We start from the raw sequence: 24,820 nt of genomic DNA, 5'->3' as shown, positions 1-24,820 counted from the left end.
TTTCCACGCTAAATTGGCATAAAAATTAAATCCAGAGGATTCGTCCTGAATGCGTTTTTGGCTCCTTTTCATCACAGCATTGTTTTTGGCGGGCTGCAGCAGCCATCGTGCTCCTGCGCCAAATGCCCACTTGTCGGATTCTATCGCCGTGATCGCCGGTCTTAATGACCAGCTACAAACCTGGCATGGTACACCTTATCGTTATGGTGGTATGAGCCGTAGCGGAGTGGATTGCTCAGGGTTTGTTTTGATGACAATGCGGGATCAATTCGATCTACAGCTCCCGCGCGACACGCGCACGCAATCAAAGATTGGTACCGAAATCGATAAAGATGATTTGCTGCCTGGCGATCTGGTTTTCTTTAAAACCGGATCCGGAGAAAGTGGTCTGCATGTCGGCATTTACGACACCAATAATCAATTTATTCATGCCTCAACCAGCCGCGGAGTGATGCGCTCGTCACTGGATAATGTCTACTGGCGTAAAAACTTTTGGCAGGCTCGACGTATTTAATCCTCACAACTGACGAGGCTGCCAACGACTGCGCAGCCTCGCCCTCAGCGTTTTCACCTTAACTTTTATATCTGTCTTAAGCAGAACAATAACCCTGCGCGTTAAGAGAGTATCTTACTAAAAATATGATTTATACCGAGATATTAAAAAGTGCAAAGCTGGATATTCGCTTATAATCAGGATAAGCTAAAAAAAAGGATTCGATTTACTGGCTATAAAGGGAAAAATGAAAGAGCCTCTACTTGCATCAGCAGTAACGTATTTCTCCATCCTTTGCTACAGGATGCCGGATAACACCTATGCAGAGGGGCTGGTACGATGATTGTTTCACTGGATAATCTTTATCAATCGGAATTCTCTTTTCTTCCGGCGAGAAGTGAAAAAGGCGATCTTGAGTTCGTAGATATCGTCACCAGTTTTGCCAGCCTGCATGGGGATGTGCGTATACCAACCGAGCTGGTCTTACCCCGGATGTCGGACGATGAGCAATACCGTTTATTTGCAGAAAAACTAGAATTAATCGAAACGTGCCAACATTTTTTTATTCAGCGCAGAGTCTCAGCCTGGATTAATTTAACTCCGGCAATTGCTAATACTTTATTATCAGACGCTAAATATGCTTCACAAATTTAACGATTTTCATTTCTGGAACTGACTATTAATGAAAGCTATCCAGAGTTAAACAAAGGTAAAGACAATCCAACGCTGGCTGCGCTTGCGGCAAGATTTCCATTAGTTTTACAAAACTATGGCGCCGGCGGCATATCAACGCGGGCAGTTTTTGATGGCCTGTTCAAACGTGTGGTGTTGGATAAAAACTTTGTTCAACAAAGGATTGCACATATTTCATTTGAACCATTTATGCGCGCTATCCAGGCGCAAATCTCACCCTGCTGTGAGTCAATCATCATTAGCGGTATTGACACGCAAGAGATGCTGGCGCGAGTGCTTCCTCTCGGTTTCAGCGCGATGCAGGGAGGACTGTGGCCTGCGGTGCCGCCCGCGCAGATAATTTCATTGTCCAGGATATAACCCTTTTATTTGCTGGTGTTTAACAGGCTATTAACAGTCTACACTAGAGACAGGAGGCCTTATGACCCTGTCTTTTACCACCCGCTGGCGTGATGAATTACCAGCAACCTATACAGCACTCTCGCCCACGCCCCTGAAAAACGCGCATCTTATCTGGCATAACGATGCTCTGGCTGAGCAATTGGCTATTCCTGCGGCGCTGTTTACTCTTCCAGATGGTTCAGGCGTTTGGGGAGGCGAATCCTTGCTTCCCGGGATGTCGCCTTTAGCGCAAGTTTATAGTGGACATCAGTTCGGCGTCTGGGCCGGGCAGCTTGGCGACGGACGCGGGATCCTGCTGGGCGAACAACAGCTTGCTGATGGCTCGACGCTTGACTGGCACCTGAAAGGCGCCGGACTCACGCCTTATTCCCGCATGGGCGATGGGCGCGCCGTGCTGCGTTCAACCATTCGCGAAAGTCTGGCCAGCGAGGCGATGCACTATCTGGGAATACCCACCACGCGGGCATTGTCGATTGTCACCAGCGACACGCCGGTATATCGCGAAACGGTAGAGCATGGGGCGATGCTCATCCGCGTGGCGCAAAGCCATATGCGCTTTGGCCATTTTGAACACTTTTACTATCGTCGCGAGCCGGAAAAAGTCCGTCAACTGGCAGACTTCGCGATTCGTCATTACTGGCCGCATTGGCAGGAAGAAGCCGATAAATATCAGCTGTGGTTTAGCGATATTGTCACGCGTACCGCAAGCTTAATCGCCGACTGGCAGGCGGTAGGGTTTGCGCATGGCGTTATGAATACGGACAACATGTCGATTCTGGGGCTGACGATGGATTACGGTCCGTATGGTTTTCTTGATGACTACGTGCCAGATTTTATCTGTAACCACTCCGATCATCAGGGACGATACAGTTTCGATAATCAACCCGCCGCCGCGTTGTGGAACCTGCAACGTCTGGCGCAAACCCTGTCGCCATTTATCCCTGTCGAGGCGCTCAATGATGCGCTGGACAATTACCAACTGGCGCTGTTAACGCGTTACGGTCAACGGATGCGGCAAAAGCTCGGCTTCTTTAGCGAGCAGAAAAACGATAACGAGCTGCTGAGTGAACTGTTTAGCCTGATGGCGCGAGAAAGAAGCGACTATACGCGAACGTTTCGCATGCTCAGTCTGACGGAACAACACAGTGCGCTATCTCCGCTACGCGATGAGTTTGTGGACCGTGCGGCTTTTGACGGCTGGTTCACGCGGTATCGCTCGCGTCTGGAACAGGACAGCGTTGCTGACGATGTCAGACAAACACAGATGAAGGCGGCAAACCCGGCGATGGTTTTACGCAACTGGCTGGCGCAACGGGCGATTAGTCAGGCGGAGCAGGGTGATTACGCCGAGCTACATCGGCTGCACCAGGCGTTGCGTACCCCGTTTGTGGATCGCGATGATGACTATGTCAGTCGGCCGCCTGACTGGGGCAAACGGCTGGAAGTGAGCTGTTCAAGCTAAGGTGCCAGAAATACCTGTGGGGACGCGTTGGCCGGATGATGGCCAACGTGAACCTGAGCACCGTACCAGCGCATCAGATCATCGGCCCGTAACACGGTCTCCGGCGTCCCTTGCGACGCCAGCCTGCCATTATGCAATAACACTATTCTGTCAGCCCACAAGGCGGCGAGATTCAAATCGTGAAGCACAATACACACATGCAGCTCTCCTGAAGCGACAAGCGTTTTCAGTAACCGCAGCAGATGCTGCTGGTGGTAAAGATCCAGAGCAGAGGTGGGTTCATCAAGAAATAACCAGCCGCGAGGCGCTCCGTCGCACCAGAGTTGCGCCAGGGCTCGGGCTAACTGCACGCGCTGTTGCTCGCCGCCGGAAAGCGCGGCGTATTGCCGACCTGCCAATGGTGTGCATCCGGTCATGTCCATCACCTGCGCGATAAGGCGAGATTCCGAACGCTGGGTCCAGGGCGCGCGTCCCATCGCGATAACGGCCTCTACCGGCCAGTCAAATCCCAGTTGCGTTTGCTGACGCATCACCGCCCGATGGCGCGACAGGGTCTGCGTATGCCACTCATTCAGCGCTTTGCCCGCCAGCACGCAGCGCCCGGCAATAGGTTTGAGGAAACCGGTCAACAGGCGCAGCAGGGTAGATTTCCCCGCACCGTTTGGGCCGATGAGAGCCACCAGTTCACCTTTTGCGAGGGCAAGCGATACATCAGCAATCACCGACTTGCCCGCCACGCGATAGTGAAGCCCTTCAGCAACGAAATATTCAGCCATGCGATCCTCGCTGACGAAAAATAAGCCATAAAAACCACGGGGCGCCGAGCAGACTGGTTAACAGACCGACCGGCATTTCCGCCGGCGCAACTGAAGTGCGGGCCAGCGTGTCGGCAATCAGTAATAAAAACGCGCCCGCCAGCACGGAACCGGGGATAACGGCCCGATGGTCTGCGCCGAGCCACATCCGCATTAAATGCGGGATAACCAGCCCGATGAAGCCAATTACGCCGCTTACTGCTACCGCTGCGGCTACCAGCAAGGCGCTGCAAAGCAGCAAAATACGCTGGATTGTACGCACATTCACGCCAAGATAATGTGCCTCTTCCTCACCCAGTTGCAGCAGGTTCAGGGCCGGAGCCAGATGCCAGATGATCAGCACCGTCGGGATAGCCAGCGAGGTAACCGCCAGCAGCGTGGACCATTGCGCAGCGCCCAGACTTCCCATCCCCCACAGCGACAGCTGGCGCAGTTGCGCATCATTACTGACCCACGACAGAACGCCAACAGCCGCCCCGCAGAGCGCGTTGATCGCTATACCGACCAGCAGCAGCCGCGAGAGTGAGCCGTCGCGCTGTTGGCTGAGGATAAAAATCACCACGGTAGCCGCCAGCGCGCCGACAAATGCAGCCAACATTGGCGCATACAGCATCAGTAACGCGGGCAAAGAGACAGGCAGTACCACCCACAGGGCGACGGCGCAGGCTGCACCGCTACTAATTCCGAGTAATCCCGGGTCGGCAAGCGGATTGCGAAACAGTCCCTGCATCACACAACCGGAAAGTGCCAGAGAGCCGCCGATTACCAGGGCCAGCAGGACTCGGGGGAGACGAATAGTGAGCCAGATTTGACGCAGCGTTTCATTGTCATCACGCCAGAGCAGACTTACCGGCAGGCGCAACGCGCCAAAACCGGTAGCCAAAATTGTCATTCCGACAAGCATTAGCGCCATGGCCCACAAAGAACAGGTGATTCGTCGGGACATCAGGGTAATTGCTCTGCTTTCGCGCGTAGCTGCAGTATGGCGTGCGGCGTACGGATACTGAAGCCAAGCAGTGCCATATCATCAACCTGTAATACCTGTTTATTCCGTCCCGCAGGTGTTTGCGCCAGCCCCGGCAGCGCCCACAGGTTCGCCTCGCCACCCATTGCCTTAACACCTTCCTGTGAAATCACCACCAGGTCCGGCTGGCTGGCAATCACACCTTCTTGTGAAAGAGGCTGATAACGGTTAACCCCTTGCATCGCGTTGCGCAAACCGGCGGCACGAATAGCCGCATCGGCTCCGGTTTGCTGGCCTGCGGCCATGGCGGTCATCCCTCCATGATTAAGAATAAACAGGACGCGTTTGTTAAGTTCAGATGACGGGAGCGCCGCCAACTCCTGACGTAAGGTTGCACGCAACGTTTCGCCCTCTGCCTCCCGGTGAGTCGCCTCGGCAATGACGCGAATTTTTTCATCAATCGCGTTAAGGTCGTTGTTTGCCGGGATCGTAACAACCCTGACGTTGCTCTGCTCGACCTGTTTTAGCGTCAGAGAAGGCTGCGCCTGCGCGCTGGCAAGGACCAGCGAAGGGCGGGTGGCAAGGATCCCTTCGGCGTTAAGCTGGCGTAAATAGCCAACGTCAGCCAGGGCGTTTGCGGCTTCAGGCCACTGGCTGGTGCTGTCTCGCGCCACCAGCGTTGACTGCGCCCCCAGCGCGTACACAATTTCGGTGACGTCGCCACCCAGAGTGACGACTCTTTCCTCGGGGGCCCCCAGCGCAGTAACGGGTAGCAACGCAATCAGGAGCAGGAGTTTGTTCATGCGGCCAGCCCTTTCGGCGTCAGTGCGTCAATTTGTGCGCGCCATTGCGTTTGCTCCGGTTCACCTTCCGTACGTTGACCGTACAGTTGGGCAATCTGTGTGCCATCGGCCGCAAACAGTTCCAGACTGGTGACGTGTCCATCGGCGGTTGGTTTGCGTGTTACCCACGTTTCAGCCACGCTTTCTTCCAGCAGATGTAATGTAAATGCGGGGTTGAATATATTCAGCCAGTCTTTCATCGGCACCAGTTTTTCTATCACGCCGGTAAAAATTTGTACGCAGCCGCGATTACCCACAAAAACCATAATTTCATTGCCATCCTGACGCGCGGTATCGAGTAACTGCGCCAGTGCGCTATTAGGAACTTTGCAGGCCAGATCGTCGCCCACCAGATTAAATGCCTGTTGGCGAGTGAGATCGTGGCGTTTCAGCAGACCGAAAAACTGGTGGACATCAGTCATGGCTCGCCACTCTTGATCCACGGTCTGTGCATCAACGGTGACGGCGGCAGGCGCAGAATTGTTGACAGGTTGCAGCACCAGTGGCGGGTTTTCTGCAAAGATGAAACGGGTCAGTAACGCAGCCCATTCCTCAACGAGGGTATTTTGTGTGGCACAGACCTTCAGCAATGCATCACCCTGATAGTCGAAAAACTGAATGCTCTGACGCTCGCCGTGAGCGGTTGTTTCTCTGATATGAAAGGCGCTTGCCCACTGATTCAGGAACAGACGCAGATCGAGGGCGCGTGGATTGAGTACCAGCCCGGCATACCCACCCAGGTGCTGGTTGGTAAAGGTGCCGACCTGCTCATGCACCGCATATTCGTTGCGGCAAATACATTTTGTTTCGCCTACGGCTTCCAGCGCGCCGAGGATTTCGCGGACTTCGCCACGTAAGCGCCAGGCGTCATGACCGACGCGCGCGAAGGTCAGTTCTGCCTCGCTTATGTGCATCATAGCCGCGATGTCACGTGCATATTTGCCAGGATTTTCTTTTTTCAGTTCCAGCCAGCGTGTGTGGTGATTCATTGTCTCTTCCTTCCAGATTGCTGCCCCGGCGAACCGGGGAAAAGTGATTACCACTGATAACTCACGAAAATTTTGCCATTGCGACCATCCTGCGGAATGCCCTGCGGCGACCAGTACTCTTTGTCGAAGGCGTTGCCCAGTACCAGTGTGGTGGTCATGCCTTTTAGCGCCTGTTGCCCCTGATAGCTCACGTAGAAGTCGTTTACCGCATAGCCGGGTTGTTTGGTGTAGCTGCTGCTGATATGCGTCGAGCGGTCAGCAAATGTACCTATCCAGCCAACGGAGAAACCGCTGTGCGCAACCGGCACGTTCAGTTTGCTGGTGACGGTGTCCGGGTTAATGCTGGAAATGTACTCACCTGTGTCAGTATCTTTACCCCGCGTGCGGTTATAGGCCATATCGAGACTGAACAGGTCGGCGGTGTATTTCGTCATTACGTCCCAGCCCCAGATTTTGGCGTTGGGTACGTTATAGGATGTCGTTGTCGCGGCGGCAAAATCGACGCTGGTGGAGATGTAATCTTTAGCTTTGGTGTCGAAATAGCTGGCTTTAAATTCGAGCGCATCGCTTGCCATCAACAGATCGTCAAAGCGCAGGCCCAATCCGTATTCCTGTGTTTCGTTGGTTTCCGGACGCAGGTTCGGGTTTGGCACCCAGTAGTTGGTGTAAAAACGGCCAATCGAGAAGTGCTTCGCATCGTTATACATCTCGCCCATGGTTGGGGCACGGAAGGCCTGAGCGTATGAACCGAAAAGCATCAGCCAGTCGGCAGGCGCAACGGTGAGTCCAGCGCGGGACGACCATTTGTCGGCATCGACGTCTTCATAGCCGTCGCTGCTACCGCGATAAGAGTCGTACCGGGTACCACCCAACAGCGTAACCGGCAGGTCGCGCAGGGTAATTTCATCCTGTAGCCAGCCGGAGCTGAAATCGATTTTTGCCTCCGGGAAACCGGTGGTTGCGCCACCCGGTTGCTGTTCCTGACGATAGTATTCGCCACCGTAGGTCATCAGGTGAGAAGCAAATGAGTCGGTAAACAGGCGGCTACGGTTGTCGATTTTCCCGCCTTTGGTGGTCTGCTTGCGAAATTCGCCGGTGCTATCCGTGTTTTGTGCATTAATACGCGCTTCGGACCAGTAGATGCGCGCATCCGCGTTCAGCCAGTCATTATCCGCCGGGGAGAGGGAGTAAGTCAGTTGCGCATCGCGTTGGATGGTTGAGCGTTCGGTCATTGGATTGCTGGTGGCATCCGCCGCGCTGGTTTGTGGGTTTTTAGGTTCCCGGGCATCATTGTTGTAATAACGCAGCGAGCCGGCCAGCGTCTGGGCGCTGTCAATTTTCCAGCTGCCTTTCGCCAGCATATTGTTAATCGCTTCGTCGTTCGGAGCGGTAGTACCGTCGCTCTGGCGCAAATTACCGCGATCGCGGCTGGACCAGGCCAGCAGCCCATCGAGGGTATCGGTGCGGCCAAATGTGCTGGCGCCCATACCGAGGCTATGATCGCCGGTAGCTGCGGTACCGAACACGCGATAACCGCTGTTTTGTCCGGCTGCCAGCAGATCTTTAGCATCCGCAGTGTCATAGGCGATTACGCCACCCAGCGCGCCGCTGCCATACAGCAGTGCGGAAGGGCCGCGTACCACTTCAATCCGCTTGATTAGCGCCGGATCGAGGAAGGTACTGTTCAGGTGCCCGGTATCGGTTCCCTGGCGAACGCCATCTACCAGTACCAGAACGCCGCGACGGTCATAGCCGCGCAGATTGACGTCCTGACCATTTGTCCGGCCCGTACCGTCCAGGGACAGGCCCGGAACCTTCCGTAACAGGTCGGCTGCCGAGCTGGCAGTCTGGTTTTCAGGTGCAGTAGCGTCGATAACGCTGACCATCATCGGCGCTTCAAAGGCGCTACGGGCGTTGCCGGTGGCGGTGACGGTCATATCCTCTACCGCCGCCCAGGCAACGACGGGAAGATTACTGACAATCGCCAACGCCAGGAGCGATGGGCGCAAGGATGCGGTGTGCAGGTGTGGCATAGCAACTCTCCATTAGAAAATCGAAAAGCGCTGGCTGCCTGGGTATCACCTGGGTGGCTGGCGAAAAGTGTTGTTTATTTAGTCAGAATGAGTTTTCCAGCATGGGTCTGGCGCAGCAGGTAGTGCTGACCATCGTGCTCTATAATCACGCGTCCCTCTTTACCCAGCAGACTTTTACTGTCAATGCGACGCTCGGTTGCTGCGACGACAGGCGGTGTTTTTTCTTTTGCAGGCGTTGCTGTTGTGTTATCCATACGTGACATAGAGTTTAAAATAGCAATCAATGTAACAATGATAATCATTATCATCAAACTGCAAATTTGCGGCAAGCGTTTTTGTGAAATAATTGTGACGGGAACGGTTTTTGCACAACAATGAAGGGAAAAACAAAGAATTACCACCGGGCAACGTGGTGTTACCCGGTGTACAGCGTTAAAAACGGCTATCAACCGCCGAGGCGAGTTTGTCCACCAGTAGTTCAGTATCTTCCCAGTTCAGGCACGGGTCGGTAATCGACTGACCGTAAACCAGCGGCTGACCGCTGACGATTTTTTGCGTGCCTTCACGCAGAAAACTTTCCGCCATGATCCCGGCAATCGCCGTCGAACCGTTGCGAATTTGCTGGCATACGTCATCACACACTTCCAACTGACGGCGATGCTGCTTCTGGCAATTACCATGGCTGAAATCGACGACCAGATGCTCAGGCAGGGAAAATTCGTGCAAGGTATCGCAGGCGGCGGCAATATCTTCAGCAAAATAATTCGGCTTTTTACCGCCGCGCATAATGATATGCCCGTATGGATTACCGCTGGTCTGATAAATGGTCATCTGGCCGGTTTTATCCGGGGAGAGGAACATATGGCTGGCGCGGGAGGCGCGAATCGCATCGACGGCGATACGGGTATTACCATCCGTCCCGTTCTTAAACCCAACCGGGCAGGAAAGAGCAGACGCCATTTCGCGGTGGATCTGGCTTTCGGTGGTGCGCGCGCCAATGGCGCCCCAACTGATTAAATCAGCAATAAACTGGCCGGTCACCATATCGAGAAATTCAGTGGCCGTGGGGACGCCCAGTTCGTTGACCTGCAGCAGCAGTTTACGCGCCAGCTCAATGCCGTGGTTCACACGGTAGCTGCCGTTCAGGTCCGGGTCGGAAATTAAGCCTTTCCAGCCCACGACGGTGCGTGGCTTTTCAAAATAGGTACGCATCACGATTTCCAGACGCGTCTGGTGCTTTTCGCGCAGGGCCTGCAGGCGCGTCGCGTATTCCACGGCGGCATCGAGATCGTGAATTGAGCAAGGGCCTACGATCACCAGCAAACGGGGATCTTCGCCATTCAATATTTTTTCTATCCGGCGTCGGGAGTCCGTAACATGACGGGCGACGGCGGACGAAACAGGATGCCGCTGCGCAAGCTCTGCTGGAGTGACCAGGTTGTCAATACGCGCAGTACGGAGTTCATCGGTTCTGTTCATTACTTGTCTCAGAAATTTGTTGCTTCAACGGCAGGACTACCGGGAAGTGATGTGCATCACAATATCACACTCATCCGGCCTGGTGGCGAGCATAATAACAAAAAATCGAACCAATGCACTAGCATTCTAGTACATGCGGCGATTCAGCCCCATAATGTCGAGGATCTTGGTAGCAATCTCTTCTACCGAATAATTGGTACTGTTTAACCATGGGATCTGATTTTTCCGGTACAGCGCTTCCACTTCGGCAACTTCCATCCGACACTGGCGTAGCGAGGCGTAACGGCTGTTCTCTCGTCGCTCTTCGCGGATCGCCGCCAGGCGTTCGGGGTCGATGGTCAGGCCGAACAGTTTATGCTGCAGCGGCTTCAGGGATGTGGGCAGCACCAGATTATCCATATCATCGGCAATAAAGGGGTAGTTGGCCGCGCGGATACCAAACTGCATGGCCAGATACAAACTGGTCGGGGTTTTGCCGCAACGGGAAACACCGAGCAGGATCACCTGCGCCTGATCGAGGTTGCGCAACGAAATACCATCGTCATGGGCAAGGGTGTAATCAATAGCGGCAATACGCGCATCGTACTTGTTGAGGTTGCCGGGATTCAGGCCGTGGGTACGATGGGCAATCGGCGTTGGGTCGAGCTTCATCTCTTGCTGCAATGGAGCGACCAGCGCCTGTACGATATCCTGACAAAACCCCTCGCTTTGCAGAATGATTGAGCGGATTTCCGGCAAGACGATGGAGTAAAACACCAGAGGACGCACGCCGGTTTGTTGGTAAATGGCGTCAATCTGGTCTTTAACCGCGCGCGCGCGGCTCTCGTTTTCAACAAACGGCAGCGTAATGCTGTTGATAGTGACCGGAAATTGCGACATTACCGCGTGGCCCAATACCTCGGCGGTGATGGCCGTACCATCAGAAATATAAAAAACGTGACGATCAACAGCATTATCCATTTTGTGCATCCTGGGGCAGACATAATTCTCTGAAAGCATAAATTAAAATTCGCCAGAAGCGAATATTGCGCTATCACTTTTATAAACTGAAACGCTATTTTTATATTTAATGAAAAGTACATTTCATTTTTCGGAACAAATGTTTATACCGATAGTTTTTGTGGTGATCCCCTGTCGCTCGCGGGTTTGCGCAAATGCGGAAACAATCTTAAAAAATAAAAAATAAAGTTGCTTGAACGATTCACCGTTTTTTTCGCCGCGGTAAATATGCAAAGATAAATACGCAAAATTGAGTTTCCTAACCTCGTTCATATATAAGGATTGTTCGATGTCCAACAATGGCTCGTCACCGCTGGTGCTTTGGTATAACCAACTCGGCATGAATGATGTAGACAGAGTTGGGGGCAAAAATGCCTCCCTGGGTGAAATGATTACTAACCTTTCCGGTATGGGTGTTTCCGTACCGAATGGTTTTGCAACAACCGCCGATGCGTTTAACCAGTTTCTGGACCAAAGCGGTGTAAACCAGCGCATTTATGAGCTGCTGGATAAAACGGATATTGATGATGTTACCGAGCTTGCGAAAGCCGGGGCACAGATCCGCCAGTGGATTATCGACACTCCTTTCCAGCCGGAGCTGGAAAATGCCGTCCGCGATGCCTACGCGCAGCTGTCAGCAGACGATGCCCATGCCTCTTTTGCCGTGCGTTCTTCCGCCACCGCAGAAGATATGCCAGATGCGTCATTTGCAGGTCAGCAGGAAACCTTCCTCAACGTCCAGGGCTTCGATGCTGTCCTGGTCGCTATCAAACACGTATTTGCTTCGCTGTTTAACGACCGCGCGATCTCTTATCGTGTTCACCAGGGCTATGATCACCGTGGCGTGGCGCTTTCTGCTGGCGTCCAGCGGATGGTGCGCTCCGACCTTGCGTCCTCAGGCGTTATGTTCTCCATCGATACCGAATCCGGTTTCGACCAGGTGGTGTTTATCACTTCCGCATGGGGCCTGGGCGAGATGGTGGTGCAGGGGGCCGTTAACCCGGATGAGTTCTACGTCCACAAACCGACGCTGGCGGCTAACCGTCCGGCTATCGTTCGTCGCACCATGGGATCGAAAAAAATCCGTATGGTCTACGCGCCAACCCAGGAACACGGTAAGCAGGTGACCATTGAGGATGTGCCGCAGGAACAGCGCGATATTTTCTCTCTGACCAATGACGAAGTGCAGGAACTGGCGAAGCAGGCGGTACAGATCGAGAAGCATTACGGTCGTCCGATGGACATCGAATGGGCGAAAGACGGTCATACAGGCAAGCTGTTCATTGTTCAGGCTCGTCCGGAAACCGTGCGTTCTCGCGGGCAGGTGATGGAGCGGTATACGCTGCACGCCCAGGGTAAAATTATTGCGGAAGGTCGCGCCATCGGTCACCGCATTGGCGCCGGCCCGGTCAAAGTTATTCACGACATCAGCGAAATGAACCGTATTGAGCCCGGCGACGTACTGGTGACTGATATGACCGACCCGGACTGGGAACCGATCATGAAGAAAGCGGCGGCGATTGTGACCAACCGTGGTGGCCGTACCTGTCACGCGGCGATCATTGCCCGTGAACTGGGGATCCCTGCCGTGGTTGGCTGTGGCGATGCCACCGAGCGCATGAAGGATGGTGAGAAGGTCACTGTCTCCTGCGCCGAAGGCGACACCGGTTATGTTTACGCTGAGATGCTTGATTTCAGCGTGAAGAGCTCCAGCGTGGAGACTATGCCGGATCTGCCATTGAAGGTGATGATGAACGTCGGCAACCCGGACCGGGCTTTCGACTTTGCCTGCCTGCCGAACGAAGGCGTTGGTCTGGCGCGCCTGGAATTTATCATTAACCGCATGATCGGCGTGCACCCTCGTGCGCTGTTGGAGTTTGATGACCAGACGCCTGAGCTGCAAAATGAAATCCGCGGCATGATGAAAGGTTTCGACTCTCCGCGTGAATTCTACGTTGGTCGTCTGACGGAAGGGATCGCGACGCTGGGCGCGGCGTTTTATCCGAAACGCGTCATCGTGCGTATGTCGGACTTTAAGTCCAACGAATATGCTAACCTGGTTGGCGGTGAGCGTTATGAACCGCACGAAGAGAACCCAATGCTGGGCTTCCGCGGGGCGGGCCGTTACGTTTCAGACAGCTTCCGCGACTGTTTCGCACTGGAATGTGACGCGGTGAAACGTGTCCGTAACGACATGGGTCTGACTAACGTTGAAGTGATGGTACCGTTTGTACGTACCGTTGCCCAGGCGAAAGCGGTGGTTGAAGAGCTGGCGCGTCAGGGGCTGAAACGCGGCGAGAATGGCCTGAAGATCATCATGATGTGCGAGATCCCGTCTAACGCCCTGTTGGCAGAACAGTTCCTTGAGTACTTCGATGGCTTCTCCATCGGCTCAAACGACATGACGCAGCTGGCGCTGGGCCTGGACCGTGACTCGGGTGTGGTTTCTGAACTGTTTGATGAGCGTAACGACGCGGTGAAAGCGCTGCTGTCGATGGCGATTCGCGCTGCTAAGAAACAGGGCAAATACGTGGGTATTTGCGGTCAGGGACCTTCTGACCACGAAGACTTCGCGGCCTGGCTGATGGAAGAGGGGATCGACAGTCTGTCGCTGAACCCGGACACAGTCGTACAGACCTGGCTGAGCCTGGCTGAACTGAACAAGTAATATCATGCCTTATCCGGCCTATTCAACGTAGGCCGGATAAGATGCGTTAGCATCGCCATCCGGCGCTCTATCCTGCAACACTCTCCATGCTCAAACGTTTAATAATATCCTGACGCAACTGGTATTTTTGTACCTTACCGGACGCTGTGCGCGGTAACTTCTCGACAACCACGATATGCTCCGGGTATTTATACTTTGCCACCCGTTTGCGGCTAAAAAAGGCGACGACAGATTCCAGCGACAGCGAATGATGTGGGGCTTTTAGTACCACATAAGCGCACGACCTTTCACCTAACCGTTCGTCCGGCATCGCGACAACGCAGGCATCATGAATGCGTGGATGCTGCAATAAAATATCCTCCACCTCGCGGCTGCTGATATTTTCCCCACCGCGCACAATAATATCTTTTTTACGCCCGGTGATTTTGATGTATCCCGCGTCGTCCATCCGGCACAAGTCGCCACTGTAATACCAACCTTCTTTATCCAGCGCACGGGCGGTCAGTTCGGGTTCATCGAGGTAGCCCATAAAAACATTGGGACCACGCGAGGCTTCTTCACCTTCTACTCCTGCGGGCAGGGTATTGCGCGCTTCATCGACGACTTTTATTTCGACCCCTGCGGCAGCATAGCCGTCGGTGGTCATCATGCGGGAAGGTGAATCATCGAGATTGACCAGCGCATGCGGCGAGCTCTCCGTTGAGCCATATATGCTTAACAATTTAATGCCGAGCCGTTGGCAGTCACGGGCAATCTTTTGCGGAATGGTGGTACCTCCGCATAGAAAAAAGCGCAGCGATGAGAGATCACAGGATCGTTTTTCCATGCGACACAACATGTCATAGACAAATGGCGTTGCGCCGAGTACGCAGGTGCCGTGCTGTTGCTCCAGCAGATCGAGACAGGCGTCTGGAGTAAAAATATCCAACAACACGCTGCGTGCGCCGATTAAAAACGGTGCGGTAACGCCATGCAGAAAACCGGTAGCGTGGCCAAGCGGCGCGGGCATTAAAAACACATCTTGCCAGGTGAGATTGAGACGGGCGCAGTAGGCGCGTTCGCTGGCAAGAATGTTATTGTGAGTTAACATTACGCCTTTCGGCATCCCCTCGGTTCCGGAGGTAAACAGTACCGCTGCCAGTTCATCAGCGTGGACGTTAATCGTTTGGCTTAACGGCGGTGCTAAAAGCAGTTGGCTGAGCGCCTGCGCGGTGGTTGCCGGGGCCAGTTTATCCACGGCGACAATCTGTTGCAGATGCGGTAACTGGTTTTGTAAGGGGAGGATCAAATCGACCGGTCGGCTTTGTTTAAACAGGGTAGGTGCGAAAAAAATCTTCGCTTTGCATTTATTCAATACCCATACCAACTCCGCTTCGCGCCAGGCGGGTAGTAACGGGACGGAAACGGCTCCGGTTTTCAGGCAGGCCAGATAAATAATGGTAAATTCGCACCAGCCCGGCAACTGGAAAGCGACGCGATCGCCGGGTTGAATACCGCAGGCTAAAAACCAGCTCGCCAGACTGCTGGCGGCACCGTCGAGTGCGGCATAGGTATATGAAGCGCCATGATTATCAACCACGGCGATTTTATCCGGCATGGCTCTGGCTGTTTGGTTCCAGTAATCGCCAAGCGAAGCATCTCCCCATAAACCTTGTTGTCGCCAGGCTTCGCGACGTTCGGCGTTAAACGTTAGTGTGATACTCATTCGTTATTCCCAGGATAATATCGGCATACGTCTGACCGGATTGGCCGTGGAGGCCGATCCGGGGTGCAACGGCTCAATCCGTTAGCCGTAGCGGAAATCAATGCCAAATGTTCCTGCCGGATACTCCCATTGTTCGAGGATAGTATCGCCGCACAGCACTCGACAGGTGCCACATTCCAGGCAGCCAGCAGAATCAAAATGAATATTTCCACTCTCGTCCTGCTTATACAGTCCGGCGGGACAGGCCTTCAGCAGTTTGCGAAATTCGTTAAGGTCGGGATGTTCGCCCAGAATAATGTGCGGGTGACCTTCATCGACATTGAATTTATTGACGCCCAGCTTGACGTCGACGTTAACGGTATTGTCCTGACTCATAGCGCAGTTGCCCCCTTGATGCCGTCTTTCAGTAAGTTCATCAACCCAATTTGCTTCGCATGGGACATCATCATCTTACGAATCGGCTGGTTCGGACGCCCATCAACGGTGAACATATCGTTCATGATATCCGCGACCATGCGAGGGTATTGGGTGAACAAGCGCGGGTTTTCCATCAGCGCCGGGATCTTGCGAAAATGCTGTAAATCACGCATCACACAGCCCTGTTCAAGGGCGCGTTTGTAGTCCATCAGGCTGCTGGCGGAGAAGTCCTTGCGTTCTTTGGCTGCAATGGCGGTTTGGGCGGCGGCTTCTGCGGAGGCTATTGCTAAATCCATACCACGCACCGTGTAACCCAGATTCAGACAGAAACCCGCGGCATCGCCGACGATCATTACGCCGTCATCAACCAGTTTGGGTACCATTGCCAGCCCGCCTTCCGGCACCATATGTGCGGAATACTCCAGCAGTTCTCCTCCCGCAATCAGCGGACGAATAGTCGGGTGTTGCTTAAAGTCTTCCAGCATTTGTGGAATACTTTTCGTCGCGTGAGCAATATCCCCCAGCCCGCATACCAGCCCCAGAGAGACCGAGTCCTGGTTGGTATACAGAAAGCCTCCCCCCATCAGTCCATCGGACGGTGAACCGGCAAACAGCCAGGCTGCGCCTTCATCGCCTGAGAGGTTGAATCGGTCCGCAATTACAGCCGGCGGTAAGCCGATCAACTCCTTTACGCCAACGGCATAGTGGTGAGCGGAAGAGGGCGGTACCATCCCCAGCGACCGTCCTAATATTGAGTTGACGCCATCGGCCAGGATGACAATATTGGCTTCGAGAATATCGTCACCGGCTTGCACACCGGTGACTCTGGTACCTTCGCGGATCAGCGCATCAACGCGGACGCCGGGGATGAACTGCGCGCCTGCCTGTTCTGCTTTTTCCATCAGCCAGGGATCAAGCCGGTTGCGCAACACGGTGTAAGAATCCTGTGCTGGCGCGTTGTCTTTTTCCCGATGAAAGTCGAGCGTTACGGCGCTCTCTTCGGTCAGGAAGGATATTTTTTCGCGGGTCACTTTACGTTCGAGTGGCGCTTCTTGCGCGAATCCCGGCATGATGCGTTCCAGAGTATGCGCATAGAGTCGCCCACCGGTCATATTTTTACTGCCCGCACTGTTTCCGCGTTCGATGACCAGCACGTCCAGCCCGGCCTTCGCCATAACGTAGCCTGCAACTGTACCCGCCACGCCAGCACCGACCACAATGGCATCAAATTTTTCATCTGACATGCTTTATGCTCCTTTCCCGCCGCAAGGCAGCGGGAGATGTGCGTTAAATGGGGGATTAGTGGCTGAGATGTTCGATAAGGGCCGGAACAACTTTGTAGATGTCGCCTACCAGGCCGTAATCGGCGTAATTGAAAATAGGGGCTTTCTTGTCTTTGTTGATAGCGACAATGACTTTCGCGCCGTTACCGCCGACCATGTGTTGAATTTGTCCTGAGATGCCCAACGTGAGGTAAAGATCTGACTTCAGTAACACACCAGAAACGCCAATGTAGCGTTCGCGCTCCATCCAGTTTTCGCCTTCGGCAATCGGGCGTGAACAGCCCACTTCTGCCCCCAGTACGGATGCCAGCTGGTGCACCATCTCCAGATCGTGTTGCGCAACCAGGCCGCGCCCCACGCCAACCACACGTTTTGCTTTACTGAGGTCCACGCTGCTCACAGATTTGGCGCGACGTTCCTGACACATAATTTCATGAAGCGGTGCGATGTAAGCTGCCGAGACAACAGGGCAATTGTGCGATGCGTTTTCCGCTACGGGTTCAAGCAGGCCTGGGGCTAGCGTGATAATTGCCAGCGCGCTTTTGATTTTTTCTTTGCCGAATGCCAGGCCACCATACATGCGGTGCTCTGCGAACACGGTGTCATCCTCAAGCGTCACCGATATTGCGTCGTTCACCATCGCGGCATTGAGTTGGATGCTTAACCGTGCCCCAAGTGATTTCGCGCGTTTTGTGGCGGGCATCAACAGCATTCCGGCGTGTTCTTGTATCAGCGTTGTGATGGTTTCGGCGTAATTTTCTACACGCTGTAAACCGGAGGGAGCTTCGAGCACGATTATCTCATCGGCGCCCAGGGGTTTGACCTGATTAGCCTGTTCGCTGCCCTGGACAATAAGATGGACGTGTTCACCCCACTGTCGCGCGCCGGTCATTAATTCTGCGTAGCGTTCTACGTTATCGCTGAACACCCATACGTTAGCTAATTTACTCATGATAATTTCTCTCCGTTGAGCTTAGTTCAGGGCTTTTTTCAGGTGTTCCGCCAGTTCGGCTATGGCTTCAGCTGAGTCATTTTCCAGAATGATGTGCTTACGTTCTGTTTGTGGCGGTACGGTGAGGCTTACCAGTTCCGCTAACGGTGACGCAGGCGTCCAGCCAATATCGCTGGCTTGCCACGGCGTGACGGGCTTTTTACCCGCGCCGAGAATGGCTTTCATTGAGGGAATACGCGGCGTGTTGATATCCGAAGTTACGCAGAGTACAGCGGGGAGCGGCAGGTCAATCACTTCGACCTCATCTTCCAGCGTGCGCTCAACCACAATGCGGTCGCCGTTACGTTGGATGTTGCTGACGGCGTTAATCACCGGGAGTTGCAACAGTTCGCCAACCAGTAAGCCAACCTGTTGGGCGTAGATATCCCCCGATCCTTCGCCGAACAGCATCAGGTCGAAATTCATATTTTTGGCCGCGCAGGCCAGCGCCTGAGCGGTGTCGCGGGGCAATGAATGCTCCAGCTGTGGATCCTGCACCATGAACAAACTGTCCGGTCCACGTGACAGCACGTCTTTACGCACTTTGGAATTTTGCAGTAGCGAGCCGCCCACGGTTAAAGCGACGATTTCATCACCCTCCGTACTCAGTTGCACCGCGGCCTCAATCGCATTCAGATCAAACTGGCTGATTTTGGCGTCGGCCCGGTCAAAGTTAAGCGAACGCTGTGGGGTAACAACAATGTCCTGTTCTTCAGGCACCAACTTAAAGCAGGTTATTATTTTCATGGCATCTCCAGTCATCCACAGTTGGGAAAATTAACTGAAAATAGTGTGCGGCAGAGAGGGGACTGTTTTCGACGGAGCAATCTGTTTTCATTCCCAACAATCTTGCAAAAAAAAGTGAGGCGGGAATGCTTATTTTATAAACGGGAACTCGGGAGTGTGTACTGAAGAAAAAAAAGAACACACAAACCAGGGAAGGATAATTGCGAAATGCATCCTGTTTTTTAGCGTTTATACGCTTAATTTGTTTCTGATATGTAAATTGTTAATGTTGAATTAATAACATTTATTCTTTTCGTTTTTTATAAAACGGTAATAATCGTGGAGAACAGCGCGACGGGGCAGGAGGTATCATCTTGCAGTCGACGCAAATAATTTTGTTTCGCCAGCAAGGAATAACGTTGTATAACATCATTATCGTTTTCGCTTTCCGATATTAATTATTCGCAAAATTACTGCCTTTAGGTGGAGGTTGTCATGTATCAACGCTGCTTTGATAATGCCATGGAGACCCTTTTTGAGCAGGGGAAAACGCCGAGACTTTCCCGATTCGTCATTAGCGATGATCCTAACTGGGAGTCCGGCCATCATGTTCATGATAATGAAACGGAGCTTATCTATGTCAAAAAGGGTGTTGCAAGATTAATCATCGACTCTTCGCTATATGTCGCGCATGCCGGGGACATTGTGGTGATTGAGCAAGGGCGATTGCATGCGGTTGCATCTGATAGCAGCGCACCGGCTACCACTTACACCTGTGCGCTCTATGGTTTTCGGTTTAACGGCTGGCAGGATAATCAGCTATTGCAGACGCACTCGTGTCCGGTCATTAGCGTCAGTCAGGGTAAAGAGGTTATTAAGAGTATTTTTAATGAACTGGGGGTGATGCTCCCGCAGAGTAAGAACAACCTGACATCTTCTGCTTATGACGCATTCGCGTATGCATTAACCGTTTTATATTACGAAAACTTTAAAAATGCTTACCGCTCTGAACAGGGATATATTAAAAAAGATGTCTTAATTAAAGATGTATTAGTCTATTTGAATAACAATTTCCGCGAAAAGATCACTCTCGAACAGTTATCTAAAAAATTCCGCGCCAGCGTGAGCTATATCTGTCATGAATTTACCCGGGAGTATCGTATTTCACCCATCAATTATGTTATTCAGCGACGAATGACAGAAGCGAAATTTTCCCTGACCAATACCGAGGCCTCGTTGGCGGAAATTTCGTGGCGGGTAGGGTATGAAAACGTCGATCATTTTGCCAAACTTTTTCAGCGGCATGTGGGATGTACTCCCAGCGATTATCGTAAGCAGTTTAAAAATAACCTTGCTGAGCAAGAATGCCTGATGCCTGAAGTCTGATTCCCCCGCACGGTCCCGGATAGCGCATCTGCGCTATCCGGGCAGTTATACCGCTTACTTATTTTGATAATCTTTCAGGATTTGGCGACCCGCGACGTAAATCATGATTTCATCGGTACCACCGCCAATCCGCTCACAGCGGACATCGCGCCAGAATCGGGATACGCGTGCTTCATCGGTGTAACCCAGTCCGCCCATGATCTGAATCGCGTCGTCAATCACTTCCATTGCCGTACGGGCGCAATACAGTTTTGCCAGTGCCGCACTGGTTCGCAGCGACTGTTCCTGATCGGCCTGCCAGGCGACCTTCAGCACCATATTGCGCATGTTTTCGATTTTTATTGCCATCAGCGCCAGTTTTTCCTGGATCATTTGGTTATGACCAATCGGCTTACCAAATGCGATGCGCTGGTTAGCGTAACGAGCGGCATCTTCGAAGGCGCATTCGGCAAACCCCGTGCTGCGCGCGGCGTTGATCAGGCGTTCCATTTCAAAGTTGTACATTACGTTGAGGAAGCCCATGCCTTCTTCGCCGACCATATCGCTTTCGTCCACTTCAACGTTATCAAGATAGACTTCGCAGGTGCTTAACATGTGCCAGCCGATTTTATGCAGCGGGTTAACCTTAATGCCCGGTTTCTTAGAATCCACCCACCACAGCGTAAAGGCTTTCTTCGGATCTTTCGGCTCCGGGTCGCGAGCCAGCACCAGCATGTACGGATACTCTTTAGCGCCGGTGATAAATGTTTTTTGCCCGTTGAGATACACCTTGCCATTTTTGCGGGTGTAGCTGGTGGTGGCACTATTATTATCGGAGCCTGCTCCCGGCTCGGTTAATGCCAGCGCATACGCCGGATCGCCCGTTTCCATGGTGCTTTCTGCTGTTTTACGCAGCTGCTCGGCGGAGCCAAAACGTCGCATACTGTGGATGCACTGACCGTTGGTGATCAAAAATGCGGGCGCGCCGCATTTTGACACTTCCATCAGCGCCAGCATCTGGGTGACGTAATCAGCCGGGATGCCGCCAAACTCTTCCGGAACGCCCAGCATCGAAATACCGTTGTCCGCAAGGGCTCGCATAAATTCCTTCGGATAAGTCGCCGTCTGATCGCAGGTGCGGAAATACTCCTCCGGGAAATTGCTGGTAATCAGCTCGCGAATGCTGGCAAGCAACAGTTCTTGTTCTTCAGTTAATGAAAAGTCCATCAGGGTACTCCTTTTAATTGGCTGCGTCGGGTAATACAAAGCCCATCGAGGCATCGATAAATAATCTTTCGTCCATCAATTTCAGGTCTGGGGAAATAATCGGCGTGAAGTCCATTTTGTCGAGAATGTCTTCCTGCAAAGAGACCCCTGGCGCAATTTCAACTAAATGGAGACCATCTTCTTTTAGCGTAAATACAGCGCGTTCGGTGATGTAGCGCACATCGAGACCACGCTCAAGGGCAATTTTCCCGCTGAACGTCACTTCAGGTAATTCGTTAACGAATTTTTTCACCCGACCTTCCTGCACGATATTTAACTTGCCATCGGCAACTTCCGTTTTCAAACTTCCGGCAGTTAACGTGCCGCAGAAAATAATTTTCTTGGAGGTGGCGCTAATATCGATAAAACCGCCGGTGCCCATAATTTTGCCATTGAATTTATGTACACCGACGTTGCCGTGCCGATCCACTTCAGCAAAACTTAAATAACACACATCCAGGCCGCCGCCGTGGTAGAAGTCAAACTGGGAGGTCATATCCAGAATGGCGCGGGTGTTAACGTTGGCGCCAAACGCGATGCCCTGAGACGTAATGCCGCCAATCGGGCCGGTTTCGACCGTCAGAATAAAATCGTCGGCACAACCTTCTTCGCGTGCGACAAGGCCAATCCCGTCGGCGATGCCCACGCCAACGTTGCCGACTGCGCCTTTACGCATTTCGAACAGCGCGCGTCTGGCCACCAGTTTACGCTGGTTAAGCGGCAGGGCAATTTGCTGGCTGTCATCAAGGACAAAATCGCCGGAAATAAAACGGTTAACCGGCGCGCCACCGTACAGTTGCGTTTGGTCGGGGTCGATGACCACAATATCGACCAGATAGCCCGGAATACGCACCGCTTTCGGATGCAAAGTGGCTTTCTTCACCATTTTTTGCACCTGCATCATGACGATCCCGCCGTTGTTGTGTACGGCCTGAGCAATCACCAGCGCATCGAGATACATCACTTCATCTTCAAAGGTGGCGTAGCCTTCGCTATCGCAGGTCGTCGCGCGAATAAACGCGATGTTTGGCGCAATGGCTTTGTAATAGAGGTACTCTTTGTTATCGATTTCCACCACTTTGATCAGATCTTCGGTGGTCACCTCATTCAGTTTGCCGCCCTGTTGGCGAGGATCGACAAACGTACCGATGCCGATATCACTCAGAATGCCTGGCTGGTGGGCTGCTGATGCTCGTAGAGCTTGGGTCAATACGCCCTGAGGATAGTTATAGGCAGCGATTTTATTCTGCTCCGCCAGGTCGGAGATTCGTGGCGATTGCCCCCAGTGGCCGCAGAGCGCCCATTTGACTAAACCTTCCTGCGCCAGCGGGCTGATTCCGCGGTCGGCACGGTCACCCAATCCCGTTGGGCTAATTAATGATAAATTACGTGGTGATTGCGTGTTTTTGTATTTTTCTGCCAATGCATTAATTAATGTAGTTGCTTCAAGAATACCGCCACCTGCGCCTAATACACAAAGTGTTGCTTCATCAGGAATATAATTAATGGCTTCTGCTGCGGATAATACGGGTACCCGACCATCGATACGGTTTGGTCTCGGAAATTTCATATAAACTCCAGATTATATGCGTGCGACTACCTGTCGTTATTGCCGACAATAATATTGTGAGTTAATTTAATCAGACTTAGCTGCCAGCCAGATATTCGTGGTTACGCGAATATCTGGGGCAGGGCATTGCTAATCGTAATGTGGATATATTCTGTTATTAAGCCTGATGCAATATCGTTAATACAGTACGTAGATCGGCGACCGAAATTTGTCCCGGGGCAGACGCTTTTTTCACTGCTCCAAAGGTGGCTGCTGAACCGAAAACCTCGCCGGAGAGACGTGAAATCACCCCAGTTTTAGCCATCGACATGGTAATTATCGGCCGGTCCGCATAGCGCTCGTGCATTTCCAGCGTAGCGCCCAACAATGTCAGCACATCCGTTTTGTTTTGCGGCATCAGGGCGATTTTAGGAATATCCGCGCCAAGTTCCTGCATTTTACGCAGACGCTGGATGATCTCCTCTGCGGCTGGCGTCTTATGGAAATCATGATTCGACATAATCACGCTGACATTTTTCGCGTGGGCATGTTCGACGGTCGCTCTAACCTGCTCATCACCGGTGAAAAGTTCCAGGTCGATCATATCCACCAGACCACTGTCTACTGCTGCACGGTTAAGTGCAATATAGTTTTCGACAGACAGTGCCTGTTCACCGCCTTCTTTGGCGCTGCGGAAAGTGAAAAGTAGCGGTTTGTCCGCTATCACATCGCGGATGGTGCGAGCCGCTTCCAGCACGGCATCTGTGGAGGAGACATCGCTGAAATGGTCAACGCGCCATTCCAGAATGTCGAAATCTGCTTCGCGATAGGCCAGCGCTTCGCTTTTTACCGTGGGGATGTCTTTACCCATCAGCGAGACAATGATCTTCGGTGCACCCTCGCCAATGACGAGGTTTCTTACGGTTACGGTTTTCATTGATTACCCTTTAAATATATTACAAATGCGTGCCCGTCAGGCTGCAAAACCCATAACCTGTTTCACATACTCCAGTGGGAAATCTTTCCCGGTCCAGAGTTTGAATTGTTCAGCCCCTTGCCATAACAACATGCCGTAACCATCAATTGTTTTGCAACCCGCAAGTTGCGCCTGTTGCAATAATTTGGTCATATGCGGGTTATAAACGCATTCGGTTACCAGCAGGTCCGGGCGCAGCAGGGAAACGTCGGTCACGAGAGATTCGTTTTCCAGCGGTTTCATGCCGACTTTTGTGCCGTTGGTCAAAATATCCGCGCTGGCCAACGCGTCAGCAAAAGCCTGTTGATCGGCGAGATCGATAACGGTCACAACGCAATCGGTGTTTTCATTAACGCGTTTGGCGAACGCCTGCGCTTTAGCAAAGAACTCATCTTTACGGTTAAACAGCTTAATTTCTTTGATGCCTTCAATCGCCGCCTGCGCGCCAATAGCCGTAGACGCGCCACCTGCGCCCAACAGTACCATGGTTTTACCTTTAATATCGAAGCCGCTTTCTTTAATGGCGCGAATATGACCGGTACCATCAGTATTGTAACCGCGCAGGTAACCATCATCATTAACGATGGTATTAAATAGCTGCGCGGAATAGTAGATCACTGAAAGGGAACTCAGCCCGGATTGTGCGATCTGATCAATCGCCAAACCAACCAAAATCACCAACCGGACTGAGCGATGCCGATCA

At 52.7% G+C, this 24,820-nt stretch carries 21 protein-coding genes and 1 pseudogene; 5 read left to right on the top strand and 17 right to left on the bottom strand.

Going from position 1 to position 24,820, the window contains the following annotated elements; all coding sequences use genetic code 11:
* Positions 1–49 precede the first annotated feature (49 nt).
* From FHD02_RS18050 to selO, 3 genes and pseudogenes are all read left to right on the top strand, one after another.
* Positions 50–514 carry an NlpC/P60 family protein gene (locus tag FHD02_RS18050; RefSeq protein WP_137360029.1) on the top strand — a complete coding sequence of 155 codons (465 nt, stop codon included), beginning with the start codon at positions 50–52 and terminating at the stop codon, positions 512–514.
* Positions 515–832: 318 nt separating this feature from the next.
* Positions 833–1,546: pseudogene (locus FHD02_RS18045) on the top strand (EAL domain-containing protein).
* Between the two features lie 61 nt (positions 1,547–1,607).
* A complete protein-coding gene (gene selO / locus FHD02_RS18040) occupies positions 1,608–3,050 on the top strand; it encodes a protein adenylyltransferase SelO (protein WP_042308802.1) in 1,443 nt (480 codons plus the stop codon).
* Here the strand turns inward: selO and FHD02_RS18035 are convergent.
* From FHD02_RS18035 to ppsR, 8 genes are all read right to left on the bottom strand, one after another.
* Positions 3,047–3,826 carry a heme ABC transporter ATP-binding protein gene (locus FHD02_RS18035; protein WP_137360032.1) on the bottom strand — a complete coding sequence of 260 codons (780 nt, stop codon included), beginning with the start codon at positions 3,824–3,826 and terminating at the stop codon, positions 3,047–3,049. The two genes, selO and FHD02_RS18035, sit on opposite strands and share 4 nt — an antisense overlap.
* Positions 3,819–4,811, bottom strand: coding sequence for an iron ABC transporter permease (locus FHD02_RS18030; protein ID WP_220394154.1), 993 nt, complete (start codon positions 4,809–4,811; stop codon positions 3,819–3,821). The genes FHD02_RS18035 and FHD02_RS18030 overlap by 8 nt, the downstream gene beginning before the upstream one ends.
* Complete coding sequence (locus FHD02_RS18025) at positions 4,811–5,632, bottom strand: hemin ABC transporter substrate-binding protein (protein WP_220394153.1); 822 nt, start codon at positions 5,630–5,632, stop codon at positions 4,811–4,813. Before FHD02_RS18025 ends, FHD02_RS18030 begins: the two co-directional genes overlap by 1 nt.
* On the bottom strand, positions 5,629–6,660 hold the full coding sequence (locus FHD02_RS18020) for a hemin-degrading factor (protein ID WP_220394152.1): 1,032 nt from the start codon (positions 6,658–6,660) through the stop codon (positions 5,629–5,631). Before FHD02_RS18020 ends, FHD02_RS18025 begins: the two co-directional genes overlap by 4 nt.
* A gap of 47 nt (positions 6,661–6,707) precedes the next feature.
* Positions 6,708–8,693, bottom strand: a complete 1,986-nt coding sequence (locus FHD02_RS18015) for a TonB-dependent hemoglobin/transferrin/lactoferrin family receptor (protein ID WP_220394151.1) — start codon at positions 8,691–8,693, stop codon at positions 6,708–6,710.
* Positions 8,694–8,767: 74 nt separating this feature from the next.
* Positions 8,768–8,995 (bottom strand): hemin uptake protein HemP, encoded by a 228-nt coding sequence (gene hemP / locus FHD02_RS18010; RefSeq protein WP_220394150.1) that lies wholly within the window; start codon positions 8,993–8,995, stop codon positions 8,768–8,770.
* 130 nt (positions 8,996–9,125) lie between these two features.
* Positions 9,126–10,172, bottom strand: coding sequence for a 3-deoxy-7-phosphoheptulonate synthase AroH (gene aroH / locus FHD02_RS18005; protein ID WP_038640209.1), 1,047 nt, complete (start codon positions 10,170–10,172; stop codon positions 9,126–9,128).
* Between the two features lie 126 nt (positions 10,173–10,298).
* The gene (ppsR, locus tag FHD02_RS18000) at positions 10,299–11,132 is read right to left on the bottom strand and encodes a posphoenolpyruvate synthetase regulatory kinase/phosphorylase PpsR (RefSeq protein ID WP_038640212.1); all 834 of its coding nucleotides are present in this window, start codon (positions 11,130–11,132) and stop codon (positions 10,299–10,301) included.
* 328 nt (positions 11,133–11,460) lie between these two features.
* Here ppsR and ppsA point away from each other — a divergent pair, with 328 nt between their 5' ends.
* Complete coding sequence (gene ppsA / locus FHD02_RS17995; protein ID WP_042308787.1) at positions 11,461–13,839, top strand: phosphoenolpyruvate synthase; 2,379 nt, start codon at positions 11,461–11,463, stop codon at positions 13,837–13,839.
* 67 nt (positions 13,840–13,906) lie between these two features.
* Here the strand turns inward: ppsA and fadK are convergent, their stop codons facing one another.
* The 5 genes from fadK to FHD02_RS17970 form a co-directional block, all read right to left on the bottom strand.
* The gene (gene fadK / locus FHD02_RS17990; protein WP_220394149.1) at positions 13,907–15,544 is read right to left on the bottom strand and encodes a medium-chain fatty-acid--CoA ligase; all 1,638 of its coding nucleotides are present in this window, start codon (positions 15,542–15,544) and stop codon (positions 13,907–13,909) included.
* 81 nt (positions 15,545–15,625) lie between these two features.
* Complete coding sequence (locus FHD02_RS17985) at positions 15,626–15,919, bottom strand: ferredoxin family protein (protein WP_137360038.1); 294 nt, start codon at positions 15,917–15,919, stop codon at positions 15,626–15,628.
* Entirely contained in the window at positions 15,916–17,205 is a 1,290-nt protein-coding gene (locus FHD02_RS17980) for an FAD-dependent oxidoreductase (protein WP_137360039.1), read from the bottom strand. Before FHD02_RS17980 ends, FHD02_RS17985 begins: the two co-directional genes overlap by 4 nt.
* A 55-nt stretch (positions 17,206–17,260) precedes the next feature.
* The gene (locus tag FHD02_RS17975) at positions 17,261–18,196 is read right to left on the bottom strand and encodes an electron transfer flavoprotein subunit alpha (RefSeq protein WP_137360040.1); all 936 of its coding nucleotides are present in this window, start codon (positions 18,194–18,196) and stop codon (positions 17,261–17,263) included.
* A gap of 21 nt (positions 18,197–18,217) precedes the next feature.
* Positions 18,218–18,982 carry an electron transfer flavoprotein gene (locus FHD02_RS17970; protein WP_137360041.1) on the bottom strand — a complete coding sequence of 255 codons (765 nt, stop codon included), beginning with the start codon at positions 18,980–18,982 and terminating at the stop codon, positions 18,218–18,220.
* A gap of 474 nt (positions 18,983–19,456) precedes the next feature.
* Between FHD02_RS17970 and FHD02_RS17965 the strand changes: the two genes are divergently transcribed.
* Positions 19,457–20,347 (top strand): AraC family transcriptional regulator, encoded by an 891-nt coding sequence (locus FHD02_RS17965; protein ID WP_061381443.1) that lies wholly within the window; start codon positions 19,457–19,459, stop codon positions 20,345–20,347.
* Positions 20,348–20,401: 54 nt separating this feature from the next.
* Here the strand turns inward: FHD02_RS17965 and FHD02_RS17960 are convergent, their stop codons facing one another.
* The 4 genes from FHD02_RS17960 to ydiB all read right to left on the bottom strand — a co-directional run.
* Positions 20,402–21,553: an acyl-CoA dehydrogenase gene (locus FHD02_RS17960; protein ID WP_038640230.1), complete on the bottom strand. Its 1,152-nt coding sequence runs from the start codon at positions 21,551–21,553 to the stop codon at positions 20,402–20,404.
* Positions 21,554–21,566: 13 nt separating this feature from the next.
* Positions 21,567–23,162, bottom strand: coding sequence for an acyl CoA:acetate/3-ketoacid CoA transferase (locus FHD02_RS17955; protein WP_137360043.1), 1,596 nt, complete (start codon positions 23,160–23,162; stop codon positions 21,567–21,569).
* A 157-nt stretch (positions 23,163–23,319) separates the two neighbouring features.
* Entirely contained in the window at positions 23,320–24,078 is a 759-nt protein-coding gene (aroD, locus tag FHD02_RS17950) for a type I 3-dehydroquinate dehydratase (RefSeq protein WP_137365581.1), read from the bottom strand.
* 36 nt (positions 24,079–24,114) lie between these two features.
* On the bottom strand, positions 24,115–24,820 hold a 706-nt coding region (gene ydiB / locus FHD02_RS17945), incomplete at its 5' end, for a quinate/shikimate dehydrogenase (RefSeq protein WP_255597362.1).

The sequence above is a fragment of the Citrobacter sp. EC_71 genome (genome assembly GCF_019584005.1).
GTDB classification, from domain to species: Bacteria; Pseudomonadota; Gammaproteobacteria; order Enterobacterales; family Enterobacteriaceae; genus Citrobacter; species Citrobacter werkmanii.
This window is presented reverse-complemented; position numbering and strand designations above follow the sequence as displayed.

Coding starts and splice junctions, on each gene's coding strand:
- FHD02_RS18050 (WP_137360029.1), top strand. CDS start 50: ATGCGTTTTTGGCTCCTTTTCATCACAGCATTGTTTTTGGCGGGCTGC.
- selO (WP_042308802.1), top strand. CDS start 1,608: ATGACCCTGTCTTTTACCACCCGCTGGCGTGATGAATTACCAGCAACC.
- FHD02_RS18035 (WP_137360032.1), bottom strand. CDS start 3,826: ATGGCTGAATATTTCGTTGCTGAAGGGCTTCACTATCGCGTGGCGGGC.
- FHD02_RS18030 (WP_220394154.1), bottom strand. CDS start 4,811: ATGTCCCGACGAATCACCTGTTCTTTGTGGGCCATGGCGCTAATGCTT.
- FHD02_RS18025 (WP_220394153.1), bottom strand. CDS start 5,632: ATGAACAAACTCCTGCTCCTGATTGCGTTGCTACCCGTTACTGCGCTG.
- FHD02_RS18020 (WP_220394152.1), bottom strand. CDS start 6,660: ATGAATCACCACACACGCTGGCTGGAACTGAAAAAAGAAAATCCTGGC.
- FHD02_RS18015 (WP_220394151.1), bottom strand. CDS start 8,693: ATGCCACACCTGCACACCGCATCCTTGCGCCCATCGCTCCTGGCGTTG.
- hemP (WP_220394150.1), bottom strand. CDS start 8,995: ATGATTATCATTGTTACATTGATTGCTATTTTAAACTCTATGTCACGT.
- aroH (WP_038640209.1), bottom strand. CDS start 10,172: ATGAACAGAACCGATGAACTCCGTACTGCGCGTATTGACAACCTGGTC.
- ppsR (WP_038640212.1), bottom strand. CDS start 11,132: ATGGATAATGCTGTTGATCGTCACGTTTTTTATATTTCTGATGGTACG.
- ppsA (WP_042308787.1), top strand. CDS start 11,461: ATGTCCAACAATGGCTCGTCACCGCTGGTGCTTTGGTATAACCAACTC.
- fadK (WP_220394149.1), bottom strand. CDS start 15,544: ATGAGTATCACACTAACGTTTAACGCCGAACGTCGCGAAGCCTGGCGA.
- FHD02_RS17985 (WP_137360038.1), bottom strand. CDS start 15,919: ATGAGTCAGGACAATACCGTTAACGTCGACGTCAAGCTGGGCGTCAAT.
- FHD02_RS17980 (WP_137360039.1), bottom strand. CDS start 17,205: ATGTCAGATGAAAAATTTGATGCCATTGTGGTCGGTGCTGGCGTGGCG.
- FHD02_RS17975 (WP_137360040.1), bottom strand. CDS start 18,196: ATGAGTAAATTAGCTAACGTATGGGTGTTCAGCGATAACGTAGAACGC.
- FHD02_RS17970 (WP_137360041.1), bottom strand. CDS start 18,982: ATGAAAATAATAACCTGCTTTAAGTTGGTGCCTGAAGAACAGGACATT.
- FHD02_RS17965 (WP_061381443.1), top strand. CDS start 19,457: ATGTATCAACGCTGCTTTGATAATGCCATGGAGACCCTTTTTGAGCAG.
- FHD02_RS17960 (WP_038640230.1), bottom strand. CDS start 21,553: ATGGACTTTTCATTAACTGAAGAACAAGAACTGTTGCTTGCCAGCATT.
- FHD02_RS17955 (WP_137360043.1), bottom strand. CDS start 23,162: ATGAAATTTCCGAGACCAAACCGTATCGATGGTCGGGTACCCGTATTA.
- aroD (WP_137365581.1), bottom strand. CDS start 24,078: ATGAAAACCGTAACCGTAAGAAACCTCGTCATTGGCGAGGGTGCACCG.